Below are 22,498 nucleotides of genomic sequence, written 5' to 3'. Positions count from 1 at the left end.
AAGGGGTTGGAAGCTTGTTTTCAAAAATTCTGATTGCAAACCGCGGGGAAATCGCGGTGCGCATTATCCGCGCGTGCAGGGAAATGGGCATTTCCAGCGTAGCCGTTTTTTCCGAGGCCGACCGTGATTCGCTCCACGCGAGCCTTGCGGATGAGAGCGTGTGCATCGGCCCGGCCCTCGCAAAGGACAGCTATCTGAATATTCCCGCCATTCTGTCCGCCGCCGAGGCGACCGGCGCGCAGGCGATTCATCCCGGCTACGGCCTTCTTTCGGAGAACGCGGAGTTCGCGGCGCTTTGCGAAAAATGCGGCATTGCCTTTATCGGGCCGAGCGCCGATTTAATCCGCAAAACGGGCGACAAGGACGCCGCGCGCCGTACCATGCGCGCCGCCGGGGTTCCGGTGGTGCCGGGCTGCGACCGCATCGACGACCCTTCCCGCCTGCGGGAAGAAGCCGATCAAATCGGGTATCCGCTTCTCATTAAAGCCCGCGCGGGCGGCGGCGGGCGCGGAATCCGCACGGTAAACGGCCCGGACGACCTGAAAAACGCGTATGCCACCGCTTCCTCCGAAGCGCAGAGCGCTTTCGGCGACGGCGCGGTTTACATGGAAAAATTTCTTTCGCCGGTAAAACATATTGAAATGCAGATTCTGTGCGACCGGTTCGGCAACGCCGTCTGCCTCGGCGAGCGGGAATGCTCGATTCAGCGCAAGCGGCAGAAGCTTCTGGAGGAAAGCCCCTCCCCCGCCGTGAAGGAGGAAACGCGCCGGAAAATGATGGACGCGGCGGTCAAGGCCGCGCACGCCGTCGGTTACGTAAACGCCGGAACCATCGAGTTCCTGATGGATACCGCCGGAAATTTTTATTTTATGGAAATGAATACGCGCTTGCAGGTGGAGCACCCGGTAACGGAGATGGTAACGGGAATCGACCTTGTGAAATGGCAGATCCGCATTGCCGCGGGCGTTCCGCTTTCCTTTAAACAGGAGGACGTTCACATTGAAGGGCACGCCATTGAGTGCCGCATCAATGCGGAAAATCCGAAAAAGGGCTTTTGCCCCGGCGGCGGAAAGGTTTCCTTTCTGCACGTCCCGGGCGGGCCGTGGGTGCGCTTCGACACCGCCCTGTATCAGGACTACGTCGTGCCGCCGTTTTACGATTCCATGATCGGCAAGCTGATCGTGCACGCGAAAACCCGCGAGGAAGCCGTCCGCAAAATGCAGGCGGCGCTGTGCGAGCTGGTGATCGAGGGCGTGGAGCACAACGCGGAGCTGCAAATGGAAATTCTGGACGATCCGGAATTCAAGGCCGGAGATTACTGTACCGATTTTATTGAGAAACGGGGATACGCATGATTCTGAGAAAAGAGCTTTTCCGGCGCCCGAAAAACGAGCTGGAAGCCTCCAACAGGCTTTACAAGGTGCCGTCGCCGGATATTCCGGGTGAAATGTGCGTTCTTTGCCCTTCCTGTAAAAAAACGCTTTTTACCGGCGAACTCAACGGGAACGCAAACGTCTGCCCGGAATGCGGCTATCATTTCCGCATGAACGCCCGCCAGCGGATCAATCTGATTGCGGATGAAAATACCTTTGAGGAGTTAAACGGCAATCTGATCTCCAAAAATCCGATCAATTTCCCGAACTACCCGGAAAAAATCAAGCACGCCCGGTTGGAAAGCGCGGAAAAAGAGGCCGTTGTAACCGGAACCGCCCAAATCGGCGGGTTTCCCTGCGCGCTGTTCGTTATGGAGGCCCGCTTTATGATGGGCAGCATGGGGACGGTGGTCGGGGAAAAAATTACGCGCATCTTTGAATACGCGACGGAGCGTTCGCTCCCGGTGGTGGGCTACGTTGTGTCCGGCGGCGCCAGAATGCAGGAAGGCATCCTTTCGCTGATGCAGATGGCGAAAACCAGCGGCGCGGTGAAGCGCCACAGCGACGCGGGCAACCTGTATATCGCCGTGCTCACCGACCCGACAACCGGCGGCGTAACCGCCAGCTTCGGCATGGAGGCGGATATCATCCTTGCGGAGCCGAACGCGCTCATCGGCTTTGCGGGGCCGCGCGTCATTGAACAGACCATGCGGCAGAAGCTTCCCGCGGGCTTCCAGCGCGCGGAATTCCTGCTGGAAAAAGGGTTTGTGGACCGGATTTCCGAACGGAAAGGGCAGAAACAGGAGATTACAACGCTGCTTTCCCTGCATAAGGAGGGTTCCAGATGAACGCGTATGAAAAAGTAAGCGCCGCCCGCGCAAAGGGCCGGCCGACGGGAACCGATTATATCGCGAATATTTTTCAGGATTTTATGGAAATGCACGGCGACCGCCGTTTCGGTGACGATAAGGCGGTAGTTGCGGGCATCGCCCGGCTGGACGACCTGCCGGTAACCGTCATCGCGCTGGAAAAAGGACGGGACACCAAGGAAAAGGTGTACCGGAATTTCGGTTCCGCTCATCCGGAGGGCTACCGCAAAGCCCTGCGGCAGATGAAGCTTGCGGAAAAATTCGGCCGTCCCGTGGTCTGCTTTGTCGATACCGCCGGGGCGTACTGCGGCATTGCCGCGGAGGAACGCGGGCAGGGGCAGGCGATTGCCGAAAACCTGATGGAAATGATGACGTTGAAGGTGCCGGTGATTTCGATTCTGATCGGCGAAGGCGGCAGCGGCGGCGCGCTTGCGCTCGCGGTGGCGGACGAGGTATGGATGCTGGAAAACGCCGTCTATTCCGTCATTTCCCCGGAGGGATGCGCCAGCATTCTTTGGAAGGACGCCTCGAAAGTGAAAGAAGCCAGCGAATGCCTGAAACTGACGGCGGAGGACCTCTACCGCATGAAGGTGATCGAGCGGATCATCGGGGAATACGGGCGCGGCTTTCACCTGACCTGCGCGGAGCTCAGGCGCACCCTTTTGGAGACATTTTCGAAGAACCTGCAACTCAGCCCCAAGGAATTGATCAACAACCGCTATAATCGTTTCCGTAAAATCGGAATTTGAAAAAAACCGGCCGTTTGCCGGTTTTTCATTTGTTCATTATAAATAAAAATAACTTTTATATTTATTACTATTGTAATTTCACTCAATAAAATATATTATATAAAGTAAGCAAAAGTGTAGGGATGATGTACCATGACGATTAAAAAGAATTTGGACATCATTGTTTATGAAAAAATAAAGGACAGCCTGATCGGCGGTGAGTATTTGCCGGGCGTCAAAATCTCGGTTGACGAGCTCGCGGCAAAATACGGCGTAAGCCGTACCCCTGTGATCCAGGCGACGAAGCTGCTCGCGAAAGAGCGGATTCTGGATGTGAAATGCAATGGAAGTATTTCTGTTCCGCAGTACAATGATAAACAGATTCGGGATATCTGTACCGCCAGAATGCTGGTAGAACGTTTTGCTGTGATGGAAATCTGTGATAAAAAGGACAGGGAAGCGGTTCAGGTCCTGAGGGAACTTGCTCTTTTTGGCAGTAATACCTATCAGCAGGGCGATTATTTAACGTTCTGTAAGGAGGACCTTCATTTTCATAAAGCAATGGTCTCTATGACGGGAAACGAATGCCTTTGCGATGTTTTCAATACCGTGCAGGGCCGCCTTTTAGCGGTAATGAACCTGGCGCTGTGTTCCCAGCCCCGGCTGGTAAAGTCGGCTTGCATTGAGCATCTGGAGCTGAGCGAACGGCTCGGCAAGTTCGACAAGGCCGGCGCGGTCAGCCTGGTGGAAAGGCATATTTTTTGTTTAAGGGGAAGACTTTTAGAACTGGATTGAAGAATATCCGGTTCATCCTTCCTGCGCAGAGGGATTTTTTATACCGCTTTAGGCATCGTTTGTAAAGGGAAAAATCCGTTTTTTATTTACAGGCAATGCCCGGCGGAAAACACCCCCTTCCGAAACTGGAAAACCAGAAAATTCGGAAGGGGGTGTTTTCTTTTGCCCCTTTTTCTTGAATAAGGGGGGACAAAGGGATCGAAAAACCCCCGGCCATTACAGCCGGGGGAAAGAATTAATATTTATCGGACCGCGAAAAAATTTCCGTTTCGCTTTCGGCGGGCTTATACGGCTCGGCCTCCGACCCCTCCGGTTCGGCTTCCGGCTGCCCGGCTGCGGGCTGTCCGCCTTCCGGCTGGGAAACCTCCGGCTGTGCTGCGGCGCTGTGCGAACCCTTCAGTTTGAACTTGTCAACCAGTTCGCGAAGCATCTTTGCCTGGCCGTACAGTTCTTCGGAAGCGGCCGCGCTTTCCTCCGCCGTCGCGGAGTTAGTCTGAACAACAGCGGAAACCTGATCGACGCCCTGCGTAATTTGCGTGATGGAGGTGGACTGTTCGTTTGCCGCTTTGGAAATCTGGTCGACCAAAGAGGTGATTTCCTCGGTTCCCGATACCACCGCAGTAAGCGTTTCCGCCGTTCTGTCGGCAATTTTCATACCGTTGTTCACCGCGTCGATGGCGCTTTGAATCAGCGTCGTGGTGTTCTTCGCGGCGTCGGCGCTCTTTCCTGCAAGGTTGCGGACCTCGTCCGCTACAACGGCGAAGCCTTTTCCGGCGGCGCCCGCCCTTGCCGCTTCAACCGCGGCGTTCAGGGCAAGGATATTGGTCTGGAACGCAATATCCTCAATGGCTTTGTTGATCTTGCTGATCTCGTTGGAGGTACTGCTGATTTTATTCATGGCTTCAATCATGTGCTGCATTTCTTCATTTGTCTGCCGCATGATCTCGGCGACGTCGTTCACCGTATCCTTGGTTTCTTCGGAATTGGAAGCGCTGTTCTTCACCTGTGTGGAAATTTCATTAATGGACGCGGAAAGCTGTTCGATGGCGCTTGCCTGTTCCGTTGCGCCCTGCGAAAGCGCCTGCGAGCCGCCCGACACCTGTTCGGCGCTGGAGCTGACCCGTTCCGAAGCATCGCTGATCTTGGACATGGTATGGTTCAGTTTTGAAGTGATGTCGTCCATCGATTCCTTGATCTCATGGAATTCCCCGACATAGGTAACGTTGCTCTGCGCGTCGAGATTGCCCCTTGAAATTTCACCGAGGACGGTGGAGATATCATTGATGAGCACCCGGAAATGCTGAACCATCTGGTTGATTTTTTCGGAAATCAGCCCTACCTCGTCCTGGCTGCGTATCTGAAGGTTTATGTTCAGATCCCCCTGGGCCATCTGGTCGATCGCGGTGGCGACTTCTTCAATCGGCTTGGTAATTTTACCTGCGATTTTCACGGTAAGGAAAAGGGCAAGAAGCAGAGCCAGAATTCCAAGGACGATCATACCGATGGCGGAAGTTACAACGCCGGAAAGAAATTCGGACTGCAGTGCGGTAACGTTCACCGACCAGCCGTTTGATTTTTCAATCGGAGCATAGGAACCGAATTTCTGGGTGCCATTCAAACTGTAAAATTTGAAGCCCGCTTTCCCCTGGATCATTTCGGTTTCCATCGCGGCCACGTCGCGGTATTTTGCGGGTTCCTTTTTCGCGGCTTCCAGATTGTTCTGCTTTTTCAGAACCATGGAAAGGTCGTCATCCGCGACCCGTACACCCTTTTCGTTCAGGATATAGGTGCTTCCGTTGTCGCCCATCTTTACGCTGGAAACAATGGAGCCGATCACGGAATACGGAATCTTTAGAAGGATAATGCTGGTTTCATAGGGCTGTACGTATTCAAAATAGGCAGTGTTGTTTTCAATAATCGGATCGCTTAAATAATCCGTGCTGCTGAATTTTACTTTATTGAACGTCGGATCGTCCGTGTAGCTTTTTCCGGTAAGCTGCGAATACCCGGACGGGTTCAAAATATCGATTTCCTCCAGACTGTACTGCTGGCAGGTATTATTCAGGAACGTTTTCATCTGATCCTTGCTGACGTACATGTTCTTGTACATGCCGACCGTCTGTGCAATCAGAGAAAAGGTGTCGATCTGCTTGGTGATTTTGCTGGAAACAAGCTTGGCCGACTGCTTTGTGCTTTTGGTTAACGAGTCCCTTGTGGAATTATCCGTGAAATAGATGGATACACAAGTGAGGAGCAGTACCACACAGCAGATGCTGATGGAAACAAATCGCAGTAATTCCTTTTTTACACTTTTCCTTTTGTCTTTTTTAGCAATGTTTTTTGCGACGTCAATATTACTTTTCCTTTTCAACATACGACCTCCAATTCGTTCTATTACTAAGTAAGTTATCGGACGGAAATATGAATAATTTAGAGGAAAAGGTCTAATTTCAGTCGAAATCCGGAAAATATTTACAGGAATTCTTATAGTTTTCGAAGAGAATCCCTTTTTCTTTCTTCAAGGGTAAATTGACTTTTTGTACCCTGAGCAAATTCGGTCATCTCTTTCCAGTACCGCTTCGGCATATGGCTCATGCGGCAGCGCGGATTGTGCCGCCCTTCGATCTCGATGGTTTTATAAAAAAGCCGCCACAGCTCGCGGAAGGAGCGTTCCTCCTCATCCGGTTCGGGCATTTGGAAATCCTCCACCGGAAGAATTATAGGCTTGTACGGCTGATAAATCAGTGCGGACGCATGCGTCCGGTCGTAGATCAGGAACCGTTCCTCCGGATACCGCTCGCAGAAATGCTGCACCAGAAGGGGAAGCACACTGTTTTTCGGTTCAATTTCGGCGGCCAGCGCGCCGTTAAAATCGGAAAAGCGCAAAAAACCTTTGAGCAAATGCGCTTCATTGTTCAGGTGGCGCACCGCTTTCTGAAGCGTGTCCACCGTGTCGTTTGTAAGCATATCCAGAACCCGCGGGCCGACACGGTAGCCAAGCCGCAGAAACAGCAGGATGTTCCGCTCCTTCTGCGGCGCGCAGGTCAGAAAGGCACGCCTTACAAAATCGAGCGCTTCCCCGCCCATCTTTTTCGGAATGGAAACCAGAACCCGCCGGGCTTTTTCCGAATCAGTTTCAATTTCCCGAACGGGAAAAAGCGTGGCCTGCGGCGCGTCCGGCGGCAGGATATCCGCCGGAAATTCCTTTTTGAGGTAGCTTTCAAACACACAGCACAGAAGACCGTCGAAGCTTCCGTCGTATTGATAGATCAGATTTGTCCCGTCAGGCATTTTCGTACATCCTCCTGTGTTAAGCGCGGCTGTTCAAAGAAGGAAAGCTGCTCCGGCTGCAATCCGTCCTGTAAACGGCCAAACGCCGTTTCAGACATCATGGAGCGCAGCGCGGCGTCCTGCGTGATTTTCAGCCCTTCCGCCGTTTTCCCCGAGCAGGTAATAAAATACTGCGCCCGTTTGAGGACCACGCCCAGCTTTTTCAGCCCCTCGAAGCGGAGCGGGCCTGTCCGCCGCGCGGTTACGATCCGTTTGGCGCTCTTTACGCCGATTCCCGGCACGCGCAGCAGGTCGCTGTACGGCGCGCGGTTTACTTCCACGGGGAACAGCTCCATATGATGCAGCGCCCAGTCGCATTTCGGATCGATAAACGGATTGAAATTCGGGTGCCCGGCGTCCAGCAGTTCGCCCGCCGAAAAGCCGTAAAACCGAAGCAGCCAGTCCGCTTGATACAGCCGGTGTTCCCTTAAAAGCGGGGGTTTTGTGTCCGCGGCGGGAAGAAGGGCGCTGGTCGACACCGGCATGTAAGCCGAATAAAATACACGCTTGAGCCGATATTTTCGATACAGACCTTCCGTAAGGTTCAGAATCTGAAAATCGGTTTCGGGGGTGGCGCCGATAATCATCTGGGTGCTCTGCCCCGCGGGGGCGAATTTCGGCGCGTGCCGGTACCGCACCATTTCAGTGCTGTTTTCCTGAATCCGGTTCTGAATATACCCCATGGGCGTGAGAATGGAATGTTTCGACTTGTCCGGGGCGAGAAGTTTCAGGCTGTTTTGGGAAGGCAGCTCAATGTTCACGCTGACGCGGTCGGCCAGCGTTCCCAGCCGCGAAAGCAGAACGCTATCTGCGCCGGGAATCGCCTTCGCGTGAATGTAGCCGTTAAACCGGTATTCCTCCCGCAGGATGCGCAGCGTTTCGGTCATCTGCTCGCAGGTATAGTCCGGACTTTTCAGAACGCCGGAGCTGAGGAAAAGCCCTTCAATATAATTGCGCCGGTAAAACTGGATGGTCAGTTCGGCAAGCTCACGCGGGGTAAATGTGGCCCGCGGCGTGTCGTTGGAACGGCGGTTTACGCAGTACTGGCAGTCGTAAACGCAGGCGTTGGTCATCAGCACCTTCAAAAGGGAAATACAGCGGCCGTCCCCGGCGAAGCTGTGGCAGATTCCGCAGGCCGTCGCGCTGCCGATTCCCCCCGCCGCCGCTTTTTTCTCCACTCCGCTGGAAGTACAGGCCGCGTCGTATTTTGCCGCGTCGGTTAATATTTTCAGCTTATCAAAAAGATCCAACTCCATCAGCCCCCTTTATAACCTATATCATAGCACTGAACATACGTTCCTGTAAAGAGAAATTTTCAATAAACGTACTTTTTATAAAAAATGATTTTAAAGGCGGGCTGTGAATTCCAAAGACAGTTACGGTGTAAATTTCAAAATCGAACGTATTGTTCTGTAAAGTTAAAGAACGTAAGCTTTCGAAAGATAATGGCCTGCTTCTTAAAAGGCCGGATACAAAAGTACATGCGAAGGGTTCTGATTATTATGTACAATAAATAATATTTTTTGACGAAACACTGGATATGTTTTATAATAAATCTGATCAAAGTGCAGGAATCGAAGAAAAAGCTTCCGGAAAACGCCCAAGAGGAATAATGATTTCGAAGTTTTATTTTTTGTTAAATTAGTGTTGACTTTTGAAAGTAAATGATATAATATTAAAACGCAACGAAAGGGAGAAAACAAATGCTGACTGTTGAAAAGAAGAATCTGATTCTTTCTATGCTGGAGAAAAAGCCCGTTGTAACCGTACCGGAACTGAGCGAAGCGCTGAAGACTTCCGAGGTAACGGTTCGAAAGATTTTGAACGAAATGGACGATCAGGGGCTTTTAAGACGTACCCGCGGCGGAGCGGTCAATATTTCCACGATTCGCGAGTTCGAGGAAAAGGAAAAAGAGAAAAAGAACACAAGCGAAAAACGTGCGATTGCCCAAAAAGCCTACGAGTACATCAATAACTCCGACACCGTCTTTATCGACGCGGGTTCCACAACGCTGGAACTGGTGAAGGAAATTAAGAACGGAAGTAAACGCGATATTGTCGTGATTACCAACGCCCTGAATATTGCATTTGAACTTCTGGACGCGGACGACATCGAACTGGTGTTTATCGGCGGAAGCGTGCGCCACAAAATCATGTCCTGTGTCGGCGGATTTGCGGAAAGCACCATTAACAGCCTCTGCATGGACAAAGCGTTTATCGGATGCAACAGCATCACGGTGGAAACGGGGATCACAACCCCGAACCTTTACGAAGCGCAGGTCAAGCAGTGCGTGTTAAAAGCCGCGAGGGAGACCATACTAATATCGGATTCCTCCAAATTCGGGCACACTTCCATGGCGCGGATCAGCCCGATTAAGAATATTACCAGACTGATTACAGACAATCGGATTCCCCAGCAGCTTAGGAACCAGATCGAAAGCACCGGGGTGGATTTGGTCGTGGTAGACCCCGGGGAAGACAGTTAAGGGAGACATCGGCTTTGAATAAGATAGTAAATCAACCTGAACAGATGATAAAAGAAATGATCGAAGGCTATATCAATACCTGCCCCGATCTTCTGGAACCGCTTCCGGATTACAAGGGAATCCTAATGAAGCAGAAAAAAGACAAGGTGTCCATTGTTACGGGCGGCGGCTCCGGCAACGAACCCTGGATTCTCGGTTATGTGGGTGAAGGGCTGGCGGACGGCGCGGCTTTGGGAAATGTTTATATCGCGCCGCCCGCGCGGGCTATTCTGAATGTGACCAAAGCGGTCAGCCACGAAAAAGGCGTTATTTATATCTGCACGAACCATGCGGGCGACGTGCTGAACTTCGAGCTTGTCGGCGAGCTTGCCCAACTGGACGGAATCGAAACGCGCTGTGTGTTTGTCGCCGATGATATCACAAGCGCGCCGAGGGAAAAGCAGGACGAACGCCGCGGCGTGGCGGGCGTTGCGCTGGTGATGAAGGTCGCGGGCGCGGCATGTGACGCGGGGCTTGATCTGGACGAAGCGGTCCGCGTGATTCAGAAAGCGAACAGAAATACGTTTACGTTCAGCGTTACCACCTCCCCGGGATATCTTCCGAGCGGTAAGGCCATGTGCGAACTGCCGGAGGGCGTGATCGAATACGGCATGGGTTTTAACGGCGAGCCGGGCGTACTTCGCACGGAGCTGAAACCGGCGGATGAAATCGCCGATACCATGATGGATTATCTTCTGAAAGACTGCGGCGCGGCCGCGGGGGACGAAGTCGCCGTAATGGTGAACGGTTTCGGGTTTACCAGCCTGCTGGAGCTTTGCATCGTAAACCGCAGGGTGGCTGAAATCCTCAGGGGAAAAGGCATCAAAGCGCACGACCTCTTTATTGATTCCCTGTTCTGCCCGCAGGGCACGGGCGGTTTCTCCCTTTCGATTCTGAAACTGGACGAAGAACTGAAACGCTATTACGACGCGCCCGCGTATTCGCCGTTCTTTAAAAAATACAGCCGGTCGCGCGGATGAGCGCCGGTTCAGCCGGGTTAGGAGTGCTTTTTATGAATACATTCAATACGCAGCAGCTTAGGGATATGTTTCTCTATGTGGCGCGCAAGGTAGTTGAAAGTGAAGACTTTTTAACGGAAATCGATTTGAAACTCGGCGACGGTGACCACGGCTTTGGCATGGCGCTTGGCTTCAAGGCTGTAAAAGAGGCTTTGGAGGGTAAAAAATTCGAAACAGTGGAAAATCTGTTTCAGGAAGTCGGTATGACGCTTCTGGATACGATGGGCGGCGCCTCGGGCGTGCTTTTCGGAACGGTGTTTATCAGCGGCATTGTTGGTTTGGAGCCGCATAAGGAAGCCGATCTTCCGCTTCTGGCGGGCATTTACCGCCGTTCGCTGGAAGCGCTGAAAAGAAGAGGAAAAGCCCAGATCGGCGACAAGACCATGGTGGATGCCTTTGAACCGGCGGTTGTCGGGCTGGAGGAAGCGGCCGCGAAAAACGCGGATCTTCCGGAAGGGCTGGCGATGGGAGCCGAATGCGCAAAAAAGGGGATGGAACACACGCGGGACTGCGTGGCAAAATTCGGCCGTGCGAAATCCTACGGAACCAAAGCCCTCGGATTGCAGGATGCCGGCGCAACCTCCGTATGGATTATTTTTCAGGCGATGTCGGATTGGGCTTCAGAAAATAAGAATTCCTAATAAATACATAGAACAAGGTGGGTACGAAAGATGATAACCACACTTACGCTGAACCCGTGCATCGACAGAACCGTAACGGTTGACGGATTTGCCTATGGGGGAACCAATCATGTGGAAAATTTTCGGTGCGATGTTTCCGGAAAAGGAATTAACGTAAGCATTGCATTAAACAATATAGGCGAGGAAACACGGTGCCTCGGTTTCAATTATATGGACGGCGGCTCCGTACTGACGAATTTTCTGAACGAGGAGCATATTTCGAACGATTTTCTGGATGTGGAAGGTCTGCTCCGTACAAATATCAAGATTTTTGACAAAAAAACAAGCGTTATGAGCGAGCTGAACGAAAGCGGCCATTCTGTTACGGAGGACTGCGTTTCGAAGCTGGTGAAAATGGTTGAGGAATATCTTCCGAAAACCTCGCTGCTCGTACTGGACGGCAGCGTACCGCCGGGCGTTCCGAAGAACATTTACAAAATCCTGACGGACAAGGCGCGCAGCTTCGGGGTAAAAACCGTAATCGACGCGTACGGCGAACTGCTTTTGGAGGGCATTAAGGCCCGCCCCTATCTGATTAAACCGAACAAGGACGAACTCGAAGAGGCATTTGGAGAAAAAATAGAATCCAAAGCCGACGTTATCCGGGTTTCCCGCAAAATTATTTCACAGGGCGTTACGCTGGTGTGTGTCTCCCTTGGAAAAAGCGGCGCAATGCTGGTAACAAAAGAGAAAGCCTATTTCACCGCAGGCGCGGATATTACGGTTCGGGGCGTACAGGGCGCCGGAGATTCTCTGGTGGCCGGTATCTGTTACGCGATTGCGCGCGGAATGCCCCACGCGGACATGCTCCGCTACGGTGTGGCTGTGGCGCACGGTTCCCTGATTCTGGAGGGCACGCAGATGTGCACAAAGGAAAGCTTTGAGAAAATGATTCCTCTGATTCACGCGGAAGAAATACAGGAAAATAAAGATAGATAAGATTTTTAGAATGGAGTCTTTAAAATGCCATTAGTTACCACAAGGGAAATTTTGCTCAACGCAAGGCGCGGCGGTTACGCAGTGACCGCATTCAACATTGAAAACATGGAAATGGCACAGATCGTCATCCGCACAGCGGCAGAGATGAAAAGCCCCGTCATTATCCAGACGACCCCGGGCACGGTGAAATACGCCGGTATGGATATGCTCCGCGCGATGGTCGCCGTGGAAGCCGCGAAAGTGGACATCCCCGTCGCCCTCCATCTGGATCACGGCGACAGTTACGGCCGCTGCATGGAAGCCCTCCGGGAAAAATACACGTCCGTAATGATCGACGGCAGCAAGCTTCCTTATGAGGAAAACGTCGCCCTCACCAAATCCGTCGTGGAAGAAGCGGCAAAGCTGGGCATCGACGTGGAAGGCGAACTCGGTACGGTTTCCGGCAAGGAAGACACCCATGAGGTGAAATCAGACGAAGAAATCTACACCGATCCCGATCAGGCAAAGGATTTCGCCGAAAGAACCGGCGTGCATTCCCTCGCCGTGGCAATCGGTACCGCGCACGGCTTTTACAAGGGCGAGCCGAAACTGGATTATGACCGCCTGAAAAAGATTATCGGGCTGGTCAGCGTTCCGGTCGTGCTTCACGGCGCTTCCGGTGTTCCGGACGAAGCCGTCCGCCGCACCATCGAACTCGGTATCTGCAAGGTGAACTTTGCAACCGAACTGCGTGCCGCTCTGACAAAGGGTGCGCGCGAGGCGCTGAAGGATGAAGCTGTTTACGACCCCAAGGTATTCATGAACGCAGGCAAGAAGTGTGTTGCCGAAACCGTCAGACATAAAATAGAGGTCTGCGGCTGCGGCAATAAAGCGTAATCCATCGAATCTGGAGCAAACTCCATTTTCATAAAATTAATTAGGAGGATTCATTATGAAGAGGTTTGGTAAAATTATCAGCATTGTATTGGCAGCAGCAACCCTGATCGCAACACTGGCAGCTTGTTCCGGCCCCGGAACCGGCAGCAGCGCGGCGGCGAGTGCGGCAGCCAGCACCCCAGCGGCAAGCACGGACACGGCAAAGAAGGAGCTCACGATCGGCGTAAGCCTTCTTACCAGACAGCATGTGTTCTACAACAACATTGAAACCGCATTAAACGAAAAAGCAAAGGAACTCGGCGTAAAGCTCGTTGTTCAGGACGCCAACCAGGACGCCAGCAAACAGCTCAGCCAGGTTCAGGACTTCATTACGCAAAAAGTGGACGCCATCATCCTCTGCCCGACAAACTCCGCAGGCAGCAAATCCATGGTTGAACTTGCATCCAAAGCAAACATTCCGGTGCTCACCATGGACGTTCCTTCCGACGGCAACACCGTCTGCCACGTATCCACCGATAACCACAAGGGCGGCGAACTGGCTGCCGAGTACCTCGTAAACAAAGTTCTTCCAAGCAAAAAGGGCAAGGCTGCCGTTATCACCTACTCCGAAATCGAAGGCTGCGTAAACCGTGAAAAGGGCTTCACAGAGTGGCTTGCAAAGAATGCTCCGGACGTTAAGGTCGTTGACATTCAGAACTACTCCGGTGACCAGGCGAAGGCTGCCGACGTTATGCAGAATATGCTCCAGAAGAACGCTGACCTTGACGCTGTCTTCTGTGTAGGCGACCCGGCCGCGATGGGCGCTCTTTCCTCTATTAAATCCGCGAACAAAAAAGTTAAGATCATCGGCTTTGACGGAAACGCGGAAGGCGTTGCCGAAATTAAGAAAGCCGATAGCCTCTGGGTTGCAGACGTTGCGCAGGATCCTGCCCAGATCGGCAAAACCGCTCTTCAGGCTGCTGTTGACAAGGTAAACGGCAAAAGCGTAGAAAAGATGATCGCTATTTCTCCGTTTATCATCGATAAGTCAAACGCAAAATAAATTCCGGCTGTAGTTATGGGGATGGGTAAACACCATTGCCTGTCCCCATCTTTTTTTGCCGCAAGGGCCGAATCAGTATTGGAAAGGAAGAATACAAATGGGGCAGGAACCGATTATTAAGTTGTCCGGTATCAATAAATCCTTTCCCGGTGTGAAAGCATTGTCCGATATATCAGTTGAATTTTATCCGGGTGAAGTCCATGCGCTTTTAGGTGAAAACGGAGCGGGAAAATCCACATTGATAAAAATCATTGCCGGCGTTTATCAGGCTGACACCGGAAGCCTGAAAGTTCATGGAAAAGAAGTCTGTTTTAAAAATCCGCGGGAAGGCCTTGCAAACGGAATCAGCGTGATTCATCAGGAACTGAGCGTGATTCCCGACCTGACCGTTGCCGAAAATATTTTTCTCGGCCGTGAGCCGAAACTGAGTTCAGGCCTGCTTGACCGCAAGAAAATGAATACCGAAGCGCAGGGAATCCTGGATTCCATCGGCGTACACATTAAAGCAAAATCCGTTATACGGAATCTGAACAACGCAGACAAGCAAATGGTAGAAATCGCGCGCGCCGTTTCACAGGACAGCTCCGTTGTCATCATGGACGAGCCGACCTCTTCCCTTTCGCAGCACGAGGTTGACGCGCTGTTTACCGTTATACAAAAATTGAAAAAAAATAATGTTTCCATTATTTATATATCGCACAGGCTCAAGGAAATCACAACCATCTGCGACCGCATATCCGTCCTTCGCGACGGCACTTTGATTAAAACCGCACCGCTTTCCGAAATTACCGAAGACGATATGATTACCCTGATGGTCGGACGGCAGATGACCCAGTTCTACTACCGCCCGGACAGCGACAAGATTCAGGACGACGTCGTACTGAAAGTCGAAAACCTGACCCGGGAAGGCGTATTTCAGGATGTTTCCTTCGATCTGCACCAGGGGGAAATCCTGGGCGTTGCCGGTCTGATCGGCGCGGGCCGCACCGAAGTGATGCGCGCTGTTTTCGGCGCCGACGAATACAACAGCGGCAAGGTTACCGTGTTCGGGAAAGAGGTTCACTTTAAATCTCCCCGCGAGGCAATCCATGCCGGGCTGGGGCTGATTCCGGAAGACCGCCGCGGGCAGGGGCTTCTGCTTGCAAAGTCGGTCAGGCAGAATACTTCCCTTGCGAGCATTTATGATAATTCCAATCACGGCGTGATTGACGAGAAATGGGAAGCCAAGGTTGCGAAGGAATATATCGAACTCCTTCACACAAAAACGCCGAGCGAGATGTCGCTTGTGCAGAATCTGTCCGGCGGAAATCAGCAAAAGGTCGTTATCGCGAAATGGCTGGTCGCAAAGTCGAAAATCCTGATCATGGATGAGCCGACAAGAGGCATCGATGTTAACGCGAAAGCCGAAATTTATCTGCTGATGAAGGAATTTGTCGAAAACGGCGGAAGCATCATCATGGTATCTTCCGAAATGCCCGAGGTACTCGGCGTATCGAGCCGGATTATGGTCATGAGCGAAGGACGCGTTTCCGGATTCCTGGACAATAAAGATATCGCAGAAAAAGATATTATGAAACTGGCCAGCATTAACGCTGGCTGAGCCGGGGGGATTTTAGAATGAAAAATCAATTAATTGTAAAGCGCATCGCGCATGATTATACCATGCCGCTTTTCCTTCTCTGTCTGTTTATCGTTTCCATGATCTTTGTACCGCGTTTCGGCGAAGTGGGCAACCTGATTAACGTATTAATGCAGATTACCATCAACGCGCTGATCGCAACCGGTATGACGTTTGTTATCCTGACCGGCGGCATCGACCTTTCGGTTGGTTCGGTCGCCGCTCTGACCGGTATTGTTGCCTCCACCATTATCAATACCATGCCGAACAGCGGAATCCCGATGAGCATTCTCGTCATCTTCGGTACATCCATTGTTATCGGCGGTTTCTGCGGCGCGTTCAACGCGTTTAACATTTCCCAGCTAAAGGTCCCTCCGTTTGTCGCCACCCTCGCCATGATGAGTATTGCAAGAGGCCTTGCGTATGTGTTTACGAATGCGAAGCCGGTTTTCGGCATGCCGGACGCGTACAGCTGGATCGGCCTTGGCTACATCGGCATGATTCCGGTTATGGTTATCATCATGATTCTTATTCTGGGCATTGCCTATCTGCTTCTGAACCGCACCTGCTTCGGCCGCTATGTTTTTGCCGTCGGCAGCAGCGAGGATGTTTCCCAGTTAAGCGGTATCAACGTGAAGAAAATCAAGGCTTGGGTCTATATCCTCTGCGGTATCCTCTCCGCGCTGGCGGGCGCTGTGCTTTCCTCCCGTTTGCAGGCGGGCCAGCCGGCGGCGGCGAACGGCTATGAGCTGAACGCCATCGCGGCAGTCGCCATGGGCGGCACCAGCATGTCCGGCGGACGCGGCGGCATCGGCCAGACCGTTATCGGCCTGTGCGTGATCGGAATCATCAATAACGCCCTCAGCCTGCTCGGCGTATCCTCCTACTGGCAGACCATCGCCATGGGCGCAATTATTCTGGTCGCCGTTATCTTTGACCAAAACAAAAAAGATTGATATAGAATACCCTGGTTTCACAAAAAAACCGCTCCGGTAATCGGCTGGAGCGGTTTTTTTTCTTTTTTGAATGACAATAAAAAATCTTTAAAACAGGATTAGCAGCAATAAATTTTTGTGATATAATGAGTGGAAAAATAAAAAAGGAAGTGACCTCTCCCCGTGGAAATTGAGTATCAAAACCATATTACAGTTGAGGAATACAACACCCTGCGCCAATCCGTCGGCTGGAACCGTATTGAAGCGGAACAGGCGCAAACCGGTCTTTCCAATTCCACTTATCAGGTTAAGGCTGTCCACGGGGAGGAAGTTGTCGGTATGGCGCGCCTGATCAGCGACGGCGGCTATGTCGTCCTGATCGCGGACGTGATTGTCCGGCCGGATTATCAGGGCAAAGGGGTCGGGAAGGGCATGATCACCCGCATCCTTGAGAAAATAAAAGGAAGCCTGAAGGATGGGCAATGCGTGTTCATCAACCTGATGGCCGCGGAGGGCAGGGAACCGTTTTACCGTCAGTTCGGGTTTCTGGAAAGACCCGCAAAAGGAAGCGGCGCGGGCATGTCCATGAAGTTTCAAAAGCACGACGGCGCGTTCATACGCATGGATTAAGAAAAGAACAGGAGCAAGGCAATGGAATTCGCACAGCAGGCGGAAAGAAGCATTATAAAGAAATACCGCAGGGGAATCTGGAATCCCTTTATCGCGGCGGTCAAGGATTACCAATTGATACAGGAGGGCGACCGGATCGCGGTCTGCATTTCCGGCGGAAAGGATTCCATGCTGCTGGCGAAATGCATTCAGCATCTGCAAAAATACAGCGACTTTCCGTTTCAGGCGGAATACCTGGTGATGGACCCCGGCTACAACCCGGAAAACCGCCGGAAAATCGAGGAAAACGCGAAAGCATTGGATATCCCCGTCCGGATTTTCGAAACGCGGATTTTCAATATCGTCAGCAAGACGGACCGTTCCCCCTGCTACCTCTGCGCCCGCATGCGCCGGGGATACCTTTACAAGTACGCGCAGGAGCTTGGCTGTAATAAAATCGCGCTGGGGCACCATTTTGACGACGTGATCGAAACGATTTTAATGAGCATGCTGTACGGCGCGGAAGTGAGAACCATGATGCCGAAGCTGCACAGCAAAAACTTCCCCGGCATGGAGCTTATCCGCCCGCTTTATCAAGTGAAGGAGGCCGATATCATCGCGTGGCGGCGGTACAACGGCCTTGAGTTTATCCAGTGCGCCTGCCGGTTTACCGAGAATGCCGCGCAGGATCACAGCGCATCCAAGCGGCAGGAGATGAAAGACCTGATTGCGCAGCTTCGAAAGACAAACCCGAATGTGGATAAAAACATTTTCCACAGCGTGGAAAACGTGAATCTGGAAACGGTGATCGGGTTCTATAAAGGCGACGAACAGCACCATTTTCTGGATGATTATTGAGGCGCACACAGCGCCTTTTCGTCGTTTCCCCCACGCCGCGAAGCGGCGCTCCTCCACGGAATGCTAACGCAGGGCTTTCGCCAATGAAGACCACATAGAACGTGTATACCTAAAAGGTAGTTGGAGATACCGGAGCCTGCACGCGTGTTTTATAATAAGGTACTTTTTTCCCCTAAGCTGCCGCGGAGGAACGTCAATGAAAACCACATAGAATGCGTGTCTCCCAAAGGCCTTTTGGGGATACCTCAGGAGTGCAGGGGGCTTTTGTGGAACCCTCTCGCCGGGATTCAAAAGCCCCCTGCTCGTCCTTTGCCTACTTTCGGACGATTCCGAAAGTAGGGGCCTGCCCGGCCTGAGGGCAGACTAAATCATTTCTGTAAGAGGTTTGTTTGGACTTTCAGAACAAAGTCTGTGGCGGTTCACAAAGGAACGAGTATCAGCACAATTCTAAAGGAGAGAAAATCTGCGTGCAGTTCCAACCTTGCGGGGAACCCCCGGCGAGGGTTCCCCGCACAGAAACAGTCCACTGGACTGTTTCTGCTCCCTTCCTGCGCTTTTTGAAGGCTAAGGGAACGATGGGGCGCCGCCCCAAACCTCGCAAACTTTTGAAAAAGTTTGAACAAAACTTTTAAGTTGTTGTTCGGGTTACCTGCCGAGGGAAACATAGAAAAAAGCTGTCCTGCAATTTCTGCTGAACAGCTTCGACTTTTCTCAATGAATATTTCTGATAATCCATTTAAATTCAAAATTCCTGTTGCATTATGAGAATAAAAGGGTTATAATCTGCTTGTAAGGCATAAAAATATAATAAGTGCAATGCAGGAACAGGTGTTGGAAGCGCCTGTCCCCTGCATACGGAGTCAAGGCCTCCATACGCAACTGATTTATAATCAGCACATTGCGTTTCTTATTATACCTCTAGTCTGCGGTTTTGTACAGGGGTATTTTCGAAATTCGCATTGTGTGTCAGCGTTGTATATGGATGAAGGAATCCGTGTACAGCGTTTTTTTATGCCTTGCGTTCGGGCGGCGGGCGTTCACCATTTTAATGATACGGTTTTTTGGGTGCACCGCTTTTCCATTCCCGCCGCCCGATCTTTAAGAAGCGTTCTTCACCTTGAATGGAAAATGTCCCCATTCATTGACAGCCTTCCGGCGACCTACACCGCCGGAAGGCAATGCCGGTCCCCGTTTTCTCTCCCCCCTAGGAGAGAAGATTTATTCGGTCGGCTTCCCCGGCGAAAGGGCATATGTCCTCTACGCCGGGAGTAAGTCGGCCATATTCGAATGCCCCGTTTCCTCCCCGCCGCCCGAAAGCGCGGGTGGTTTCCCCCTGAGAGAAGATTCATCCAGTCGGCACCCGGCGAAAGGCTGTGTCCTGCCGCCGGGATAAATCCGCCTGCCTAAATTTCATTATAAAGAATTATTTGAGTCTGTCAAGTCAAAACATTTGTGTTACCGGACTTCCTGTATTACTTTTTCGGCATATTTTGTATTCACCACTTTGTCGTATGGGACGGTCTGTTTCAGCTCGCCGGCCTGCGACATTACCTTCTGCAATAGGGTGAATTCGTCTTTCTCTAAAATCGGGTTCGGGCTCCATACGCCGATGTCCTTATACCGCTTGGCAACCGTCGTCAGCAGCTTCACGTCCGCCGCCGGGAACGACGGCGCGATGGTCTTTGCGATTTCCTCCGGGCTGTGCGAGGCGACCCATAGCTGGCCCCTGTAAACCGCGCGCGTGAACTTCTCGATTAAATCGGGATTCTGTTCGATAAAGCTCTTTTTGGCAAAATACCCGGTGTAGGAAATTTTTCCGCTTTCCTTGCCGATGGAAGCGACGATGCTCCCTTTTCCCTGTGCTTCCAAGAGGGAAGCCGTCGGCTCGAACAGGGTGACGTAGTCGCCCGTTCCGTTTGTAAACGCCGCCGCCATCAGGGAAAACTGGATGCTGTCGTCCAGCTTTACGTCCTTCTCGGTATTCAGCCCGTTCTGGCGGATAACGTATTGCAGGGTCATGTACGGTACGCCGCCCTTGCGCCCGGGCAGGACGGTTTTTCCGCGCAGTTTATCCCATGTAAAGTTGGGATCGGGCTTACGCGCGACCAGAAACGAACCGTCGCGCTGGGTCAGCAGCGCAAAAATCTGCGTGCTGTCCGCCTTGCCCTCGTTATAAACATAGATGGACGCCTCCGGCCCCGCGAAGCCGATTTCGGCGTTGTTCGAAAGCACCGTGGACATTACCTTGTCGGTTCCTTCCGCAGTGGAAAGCGTAAGGTCGATTCCTTCGTCTTTAAAATAGCCCAGATTGATCGCGGCATATTGCGGCGCGTAAAAAACGGAATGCGTTACTTCGCAGACGCGGATTTTCTCCGCCCCCTTCGCGTCGCCTTTCTTGCACCCGGCCGCCGTGAACAGCAGGGCGAGGCTCAGCGCGGCGGCGGTAATGGATAGCAGCTTCTTCATGTTTTTACCCCTTTCTGAAAGGAATGCGTTTTGTGCCTTAGTGTCCGTACCATTTTAGAACCAGCTTTTCCAGAAGCGCCACGGCTTCGTACATCAGCGCGGCGACAATGGAAAGAATGATGACGCTGGCCATCACGAGATCCAGTTTAAAGACCTGACCGCCGTACACAATCAAATAGCCCAGCCCCGCCTTGGAAACAAGGAATTCCCCCGCGATCACGCCCACAAGGGACAGCCCGATATTGATTTTCAGGGAATTGAACAGGGTGGAAATATTGTATGGAAAGACAATTTTTGTAAAAATCTGCCGCTTGTTCGCGCCGAACGTGGCGGCCATGCGCAGGTATTCGCGGTTGGTGCTGCGGAAGCCGTTCAGCATTTCCAGCACCGTTACGATCAGCGAGATAGCCAGCGCCATAAAGATAATGGCCTTTGTCCCCGCGCCGACAAGGACGATGATCACGGGGCCGAGCGCGATTTTCGGCAGACTGTTGAGCACGACCAGATACGGTTCGCTTACCTTGGAGATAAAGCTGCTCCACCAAAGGATTACCGCCAGCAAAGTGCCGGACACGGCGCCCAGCAGAAAGCCCGCCAGCGTTTCATACACCGTAACGCCGACATGCATGAACAGGTCGTTCTGCGCCATGGTGAGGAACGTGTTCCAGATGCGGGAGGGCTGGCTCAAAATAAAGCTGTCGATCAGCCCGTACCGCGCCGCCAGTTCCCAAATAACGTTAAATACGATCAGAATTCCGATCTGGCAGATATGAATCTGATGCTTCCTGCGGCTCTTCTTTTTCAGATATTGGGTTCGTTCCCGGGAGACCGGTAATGGTTTCATTGGATGACAGCTCTTTCCATATATGATCGAAGTATGTTCTGAATTTCGGACTGTTTCGGCAGCTCAGCGGCGTACGGTCCGGGTCGTCAAAATCAATGTCCAGTATTTCCTGAACAACGGCGGGGCGGGCGCTCAGGACCAGAATCCGGTCGCCCATGCTGATGCTTTCGGGGATATCATGGGTTACCATCACCGTTGTGATCTTTTCTTTTTTCAAAATGCGGCAAACGTCCTCGGTAACCGTGAGCCGCGTCTGGTAGTCGAGCGCGGAAAAGGCTTCGTCCAGAAGCAGGATGTCGGGGTTGATCGCCAGTGTACGGATCAGCGCCGCCCTCTGCCGCATTCCGCCCGAAAGCTGCGCGGGATATTTGTCCCGAAACTCATATAAGCCGTAGTTTTTTAAAAGGCAGACGGCCCGTTCCCTGGTTTCGGGCGTCAGCATTTTCCGCACTTCCAGCCCGAACAGCACGTTTTTGTAAATAGTCCGCCAGTCTAGAAGGTTGTCGCGCTGGAGCATGTAACCGATATGCGGCGAGGTCCCCGAAATTTTTTCCCCGTTCACGAACACTTCGCCCGACGTCGGCTTCATCAGCCCGGCGATAATGGAAAGCAGGGTCGATTTCCCGCAGCCGCTTGGCCCGACAATGCTGACGAACTGCCCTTTCTGAACGGAGAAGCTGATATTTCTCAGCGCGGTTGTTTCCCCATTGTCCGACTGATACGTTTCCATGATATTCCGCACTTCCAGTACGTCCATCGGAACACCTCGCTTTCATCGGTTTCTTTTCTTTCCGGCGCAGGATTTTGAATAATTCCCTGCATTTATAAAATATGTTCAAACCGGCGTTTTGTGCGGATACAAGATTTTAAAACCGCAGATTTCGGCTGCATTTCTTTATAAGAAACTGAATCTTTCCTTTTGTCCTTCCTATTGAATTACAGAAATGATTCAGTCTGCCCTCAGGCCGGGCGGGCCCCTACTTTCGGAATCG

At 52.1% G+C, this 22,498-nt stretch carries 20 protein-coding genes; 14 read left to right on the top strand and 6 right to left on the bottom strand.

Annotated elements, in window-relative coordinates:
• Positions 1-14: 14 nt before the first annotated feature.
• The 4 genes from accC to OUY18_RS13460 all read left to right on the top strand — a co-directional run bounded on the left by accC (position 15) and on the right by OUY18_RS13460 (position 3,765).
• Positions 15-1,355 carry an acetyl-CoA carboxylase biotin carboxylase subunit gene (gene accC, locus OUY18_RS13475; RefSeq protein WP_268059297.1) on the top strand — a complete coding sequence of 447 codons (1,341 nt, stop codon included), beginning with the start codon at positions 15-17 and terminating at the stop codon, positions 1,353-1,355.
• Positions 1,352-2,221, top strand: a complete 870-nt coding sequence (accD, locus tag OUY18_RS13470) for an acetyl-CoA carboxylase, carboxyltransferase subunit beta (RefSeq protein ID WP_268059296.1) — start codon at positions 1,352-1,354, stop codon at positions 2,219-2,221. The genes accC and accD overlap by 4 nt, the downstream gene beginning before the upstream one ends.
• The gene (locus OUY18_RS13465; protein ID WP_268059295.1) at positions 2,218-2,991 is read left to right on the top strand and encodes an acetyl-CoA carboxylase carboxyltransferase subunit alpha; all 774 of its coding nucleotides are present in this window, start codon (positions 2,218-2,220) and stop codon (positions 2,989-2,991) included. Before accD ends, OUY18_RS13465 begins: the two co-directional genes overlap by 4 nt.
• A 132-nt stretch (positions 2,992-3,123) precedes the next feature.
• Positions 3,124-3,765: a GntR family transcriptional regulator gene (locus OUY18_RS13460; protein WP_268059294.1), complete on the top strand. Its 642-nt coding sequence runs from the start codon at positions 3,124-3,126 to the stop codon at positions 3,763-3,765.
• A gap of 235 nt (positions 3,766-4,000) precedes the next feature.
• Here OUY18_RS13460 and OUY18_RS13455 read toward each other — a convergent pair whose 3' ends face one another.
• The 3 genes from OUY18_RS13455 to OUY18_RS13445 all read right to left on the bottom strand — a co-directional run bounded on the left by OUY18_RS13455 (position 4,001) and on the right by OUY18_RS13445 (position 8,345).
• Positions 4,001-6,136 carry a methyl-accepting chemotaxis protein gene (locus OUY18_RS13455; protein ID WP_268059293.1) on the bottom strand — a complete coding sequence of 712 codons (2,136 nt, stop codon included), beginning with the start codon at positions 6,134-6,136 and terminating at the stop codon, positions 4,001-4,003.
• Between the two features lie 113 nt (positions 6,137-6,249).
• Complete coding sequence (locus OUY18_RS13450; RefSeq protein ID WP_268059292.1) at positions 6,250-7,056, bottom strand: TIGR03915 family putative DNA repair protein; 807 nt, start codon at positions 7,054-7,056, stop codon at positions 6,250-6,252.
• A complete protein-coding gene (locus tag OUY18_RS13445) occupies positions 7,035-8,345 on the bottom strand; it encodes a putative DNA modification/repair radical SAM protein (RefSeq protein ID WP_268059291.1) in 1,311 nt (436 codons plus the stop codon). The genes OUY18_RS13450 and OUY18_RS13445 overlap by 22 nt, the downstream gene beginning before the upstream one ends.
• Positions 8,346-8,798: 453 nt before the next feature.
• On the opposite strand from OUY18_RS13445, the gene OUY18_RS13440 reads away from it, so the two are divergent.
• From OUY18_RS13440 to OUY18_RS13395, 10 genes are all read left to right on the top strand, one after another.
• Entirely contained in the window at positions 8,799-9,581 is a 783-nt protein-coding gene (locus tag OUY18_RS13440; RefSeq protein ID WP_268059290.1) for a DeoR/GlpR family DNA-binding transcription regulator, read from the top strand.
• Positions 9,582-9,595: 14 nt separating this feature from the next.
• Positions 9,596-10,600, top strand: coding sequence for a dihydroxyacetone kinase subunit DhaK (locus OUY18_RS13435; protein ID WP_268059289.1), 1,005 nt, complete (start codon positions 9,596-9,598; stop codon positions 10,598-10,600).
• Between the two features lie 32 nt (positions 10,601-10,632).
• Positions 10,633-11,280 (top strand): dihydroxyacetone kinase subunit DhaL, encoded by a 648-nt coding sequence (gene dhaL, locus OUY18_RS13430; RefSeq protein WP_268059288.1) that lies wholly within the window; start codon positions 10,633-10,635, stop codon positions 11,278-11,280.
• A gap of 30 nt (positions 11,281-11,310) precedes the next feature.
• Entirely contained in the window at positions 11,311-12,258 is a 948-nt protein-coding gene (gene pfkB / locus OUY18_RS13425) for a 1-phosphofructokinase (protein ID WP_268059287.1), read from the top strand.
• A 24-nt stretch (positions 12,259-12,282) separates the two neighbouring features.
• Positions 12,283-13,134 carry a class II fructose-bisphosphate aldolase gene (locus OUY18_RS13420; protein ID WP_268059286.1) on the top strand — a complete coding sequence of 284 codons (852 nt, stop codon included), beginning with the start codon at positions 12,283-12,285 and terminating at the stop codon, positions 13,132-13,134.
• A 55-nt stretch (positions 13,135-13,189) separates the two neighbouring features.
• Positions 13,190-14,176, top strand: a complete 987-nt coding sequence (locus OUY18_RS13415; RefSeq protein WP_268059285.1) for a substrate-binding domain-containing protein — start codon at positions 13,190-13,192, stop codon at positions 14,174-14,176.
• A gap of 97 nt (positions 14,177-14,273) precedes the next feature.
• The gene (locus OUY18_RS13410) at positions 14,274-15,776 is read left to right on the top strand and encodes a sugar ABC transporter ATP-binding protein (RefSeq protein WP_268059284.1); all 1,503 of its coding nucleotides are present in this window, start codon (positions 14,274-14,276) and stop codon (positions 15,774-15,776) included.
• Between the two features lie 17 nt (positions 15,777-15,793).
• Positions 15,794-16,750: an ABC transporter permease gene (locus OUY18_RS13405; RefSeq protein ID WP_268059283.1), complete on the top strand. Its 957-nt coding sequence runs from the start codon at positions 15,794-15,796 to the stop codon at positions 16,748-16,750.
• A gap of 162 nt (positions 16,751-16,912) precedes the next feature.
• Positions 16,913-17,359, top strand: coding sequence for a GNAT family N-acetyltransferase (locus OUY18_RS13400; RefSeq protein ID WP_268059282.1), 447 nt, complete (start codon positions 16,913-16,915; stop codon positions 17,357-17,359).
• A gap of 21 nt (positions 17,360-17,380) precedes the next feature.
• The gene (locus OUY18_RS13395; RefSeq protein ID WP_268059281.1) at positions 17,381-18,196 is read left to right on the top strand and encodes a tRNA lysidine(34) synthetase; all 816 of its coding nucleotides are present in this window, start codon (positions 17,381-17,383) and stop codon (positions 18,194-18,196) included.
• Positions 18,197-19,651: 1,455 nt separating this feature from the next.
• Here the strand turns inward: OUY18_RS13395 and OUY18_RS13390 are convergent.
• Genes OUY18_RS13390 through OUY18_RS13380 form a run of 3 tightly spaced genes read right to left on the bottom strand, consistent with a single transcriptional unit; the run spans position 19,652 to position 22,263 of the window.
• Complete coding sequence (locus tag OUY18_RS13390) at positions 19,652-20,662, bottom strand: ABC transporter substrate-binding protein (RefSeq protein WP_268059280.1); 1,011 nt, start codon at positions 20,660-20,662, stop codon at positions 19,652-19,654.
• A gap of 37 nt (positions 20,663-20,699) precedes the next feature.
• Entirely contained in the window at positions 20,700-21,506 is an 807-nt protein-coding gene (locus tag OUY18_RS13385) for an ABC transporter permease (protein ID WP_268059279.1), read from the bottom strand.
• A complete protein-coding gene (locus OUY18_RS13380; RefSeq protein WP_268059278.1) occupies positions 21,400-22,263 on the bottom strand; it encodes an ABC transporter ATP-binding protein in 864 nt (287 codons plus the stop codon). Before OUY18_RS13380 ends, OUY18_RS13385 begins: the two co-directional genes overlap by 107 nt.
• Positions 22,264-22,498: the final 235 nt, after the last annotated feature.

The organism is Caproiciproducens galactitolivorans (genome assembly GCF_026672255.1).
GTDB classification, from domain to species: domain Bacteria; phylum Bacillota; class Clostridia; order Oscillospirales; family Acutalibacteraceae; genus Caproiciproducens; species Caproiciproducens galactitolivorans_A.
The sequence above is the reverse complement of the archived record's forward strand: the minus strand, read 5'-3'. Positions and strand labels throughout refer to the sequence as shown.

Bases quoted from the DNA above. Each gene is read 5' to 3' on its own strand.
- accD (WP_268059296.1), top strand. From the start codon at position 1,352: ATGATTCTGAGAAAAGAGCTTTTCCGGCGCCCGAAAAACGAGCTGGAA.
- OUY18_RS13465 (WP_268059295.1), top strand. From the start codon at position 2,218: ATGAACGCGTATGAAAAAGTAAGCGCCGCCCGCGCAAAGGGCCGGCCG.
- OUY18_RS13460 (WP_268059294.1), top strand. From the start codon at position 3,124: ATGACGATTAAAAAGAATTTGGACATCATTGTTTATGAAAAAATAAAG.
- OUY18_RS13450 (WP_268059292.1), bottom strand. From the start codon at position 7,056: ATGCCTGACGGGACAAATCTGATCTATCAATACGACGGAAGCTTCGAC.
- OUY18_RS13440 (WP_268059290.1), top strand. From the start codon at position 8,799: ATGCTGACTGTTGAAAAGAAGAATCTGATTCTTTCTATGCTGGAGAAA.
- dhaL (WP_268059288.1), top strand. From the start codon at position 10,633: ATGAATACATTCAATACGCAGCAGCTTAGGGATATGTTTCTCTATGTG.
- pfkB (WP_268059287.1), top strand. From the start codon at position 11,311: ATGATAACCACACTTACGCTGAACCCGTGCATCGACAGAACCGTAACG.
- OUY18_RS13420 (WP_268059286.1), top strand. From the start codon at position 12,283: ATGCCATTAGTTACCACAAGGGAAATTTTGCTCAACGCAAGGCGCGGC.
- OUY18_RS13415 (WP_268059285.1), top strand. From the start codon at position 13,190: ATGAAGAGGTTTGGTAAAATTATCAGCATTGTATTGGCAGCAGCAACC.
- OUY18_RS13410 (WP_268059284.1), top strand. From the start codon at position 14,274: ATGGGGCAGGAACCGATTATTAAGTTGTCCGGTATCAATAAATCCTTT.
- OUY18_RS13405 (WP_268059283.1), top strand. From the start codon at position 15,794: ATGAAAAATCAATTAATTGTAAAGCGCATCGCGCATGATTATACCATG.
- OUY18_RS13395 (WP_268059281.1), top strand. From the start codon at position 17,381: ATGGAATTCGCACAGCAGGCGGAAAGAAGCATTATAAAGAAATACCGC.
- OUY18_RS13390 (WP_268059280.1), bottom strand. From the start codon at position 20,662: ATGAAGAAGCTGCTATCCATTACCGCCGCCGCGCTGAGCCTCGCCCTG.
- OUY18_RS13385 (WP_268059279.1), bottom strand. From the start codon at position 21,506: ATGAAACCATTACCGGTCTCCCGGGAACGAACCCAATATCTGAAAAAG.
- OUY18_RS13380 (WP_268059278.1), bottom strand. From the start codon at position 22,263: ATGGACGTACTGGAAGTGCGGAATATCATGGAAACGTATCAGTCGGAC.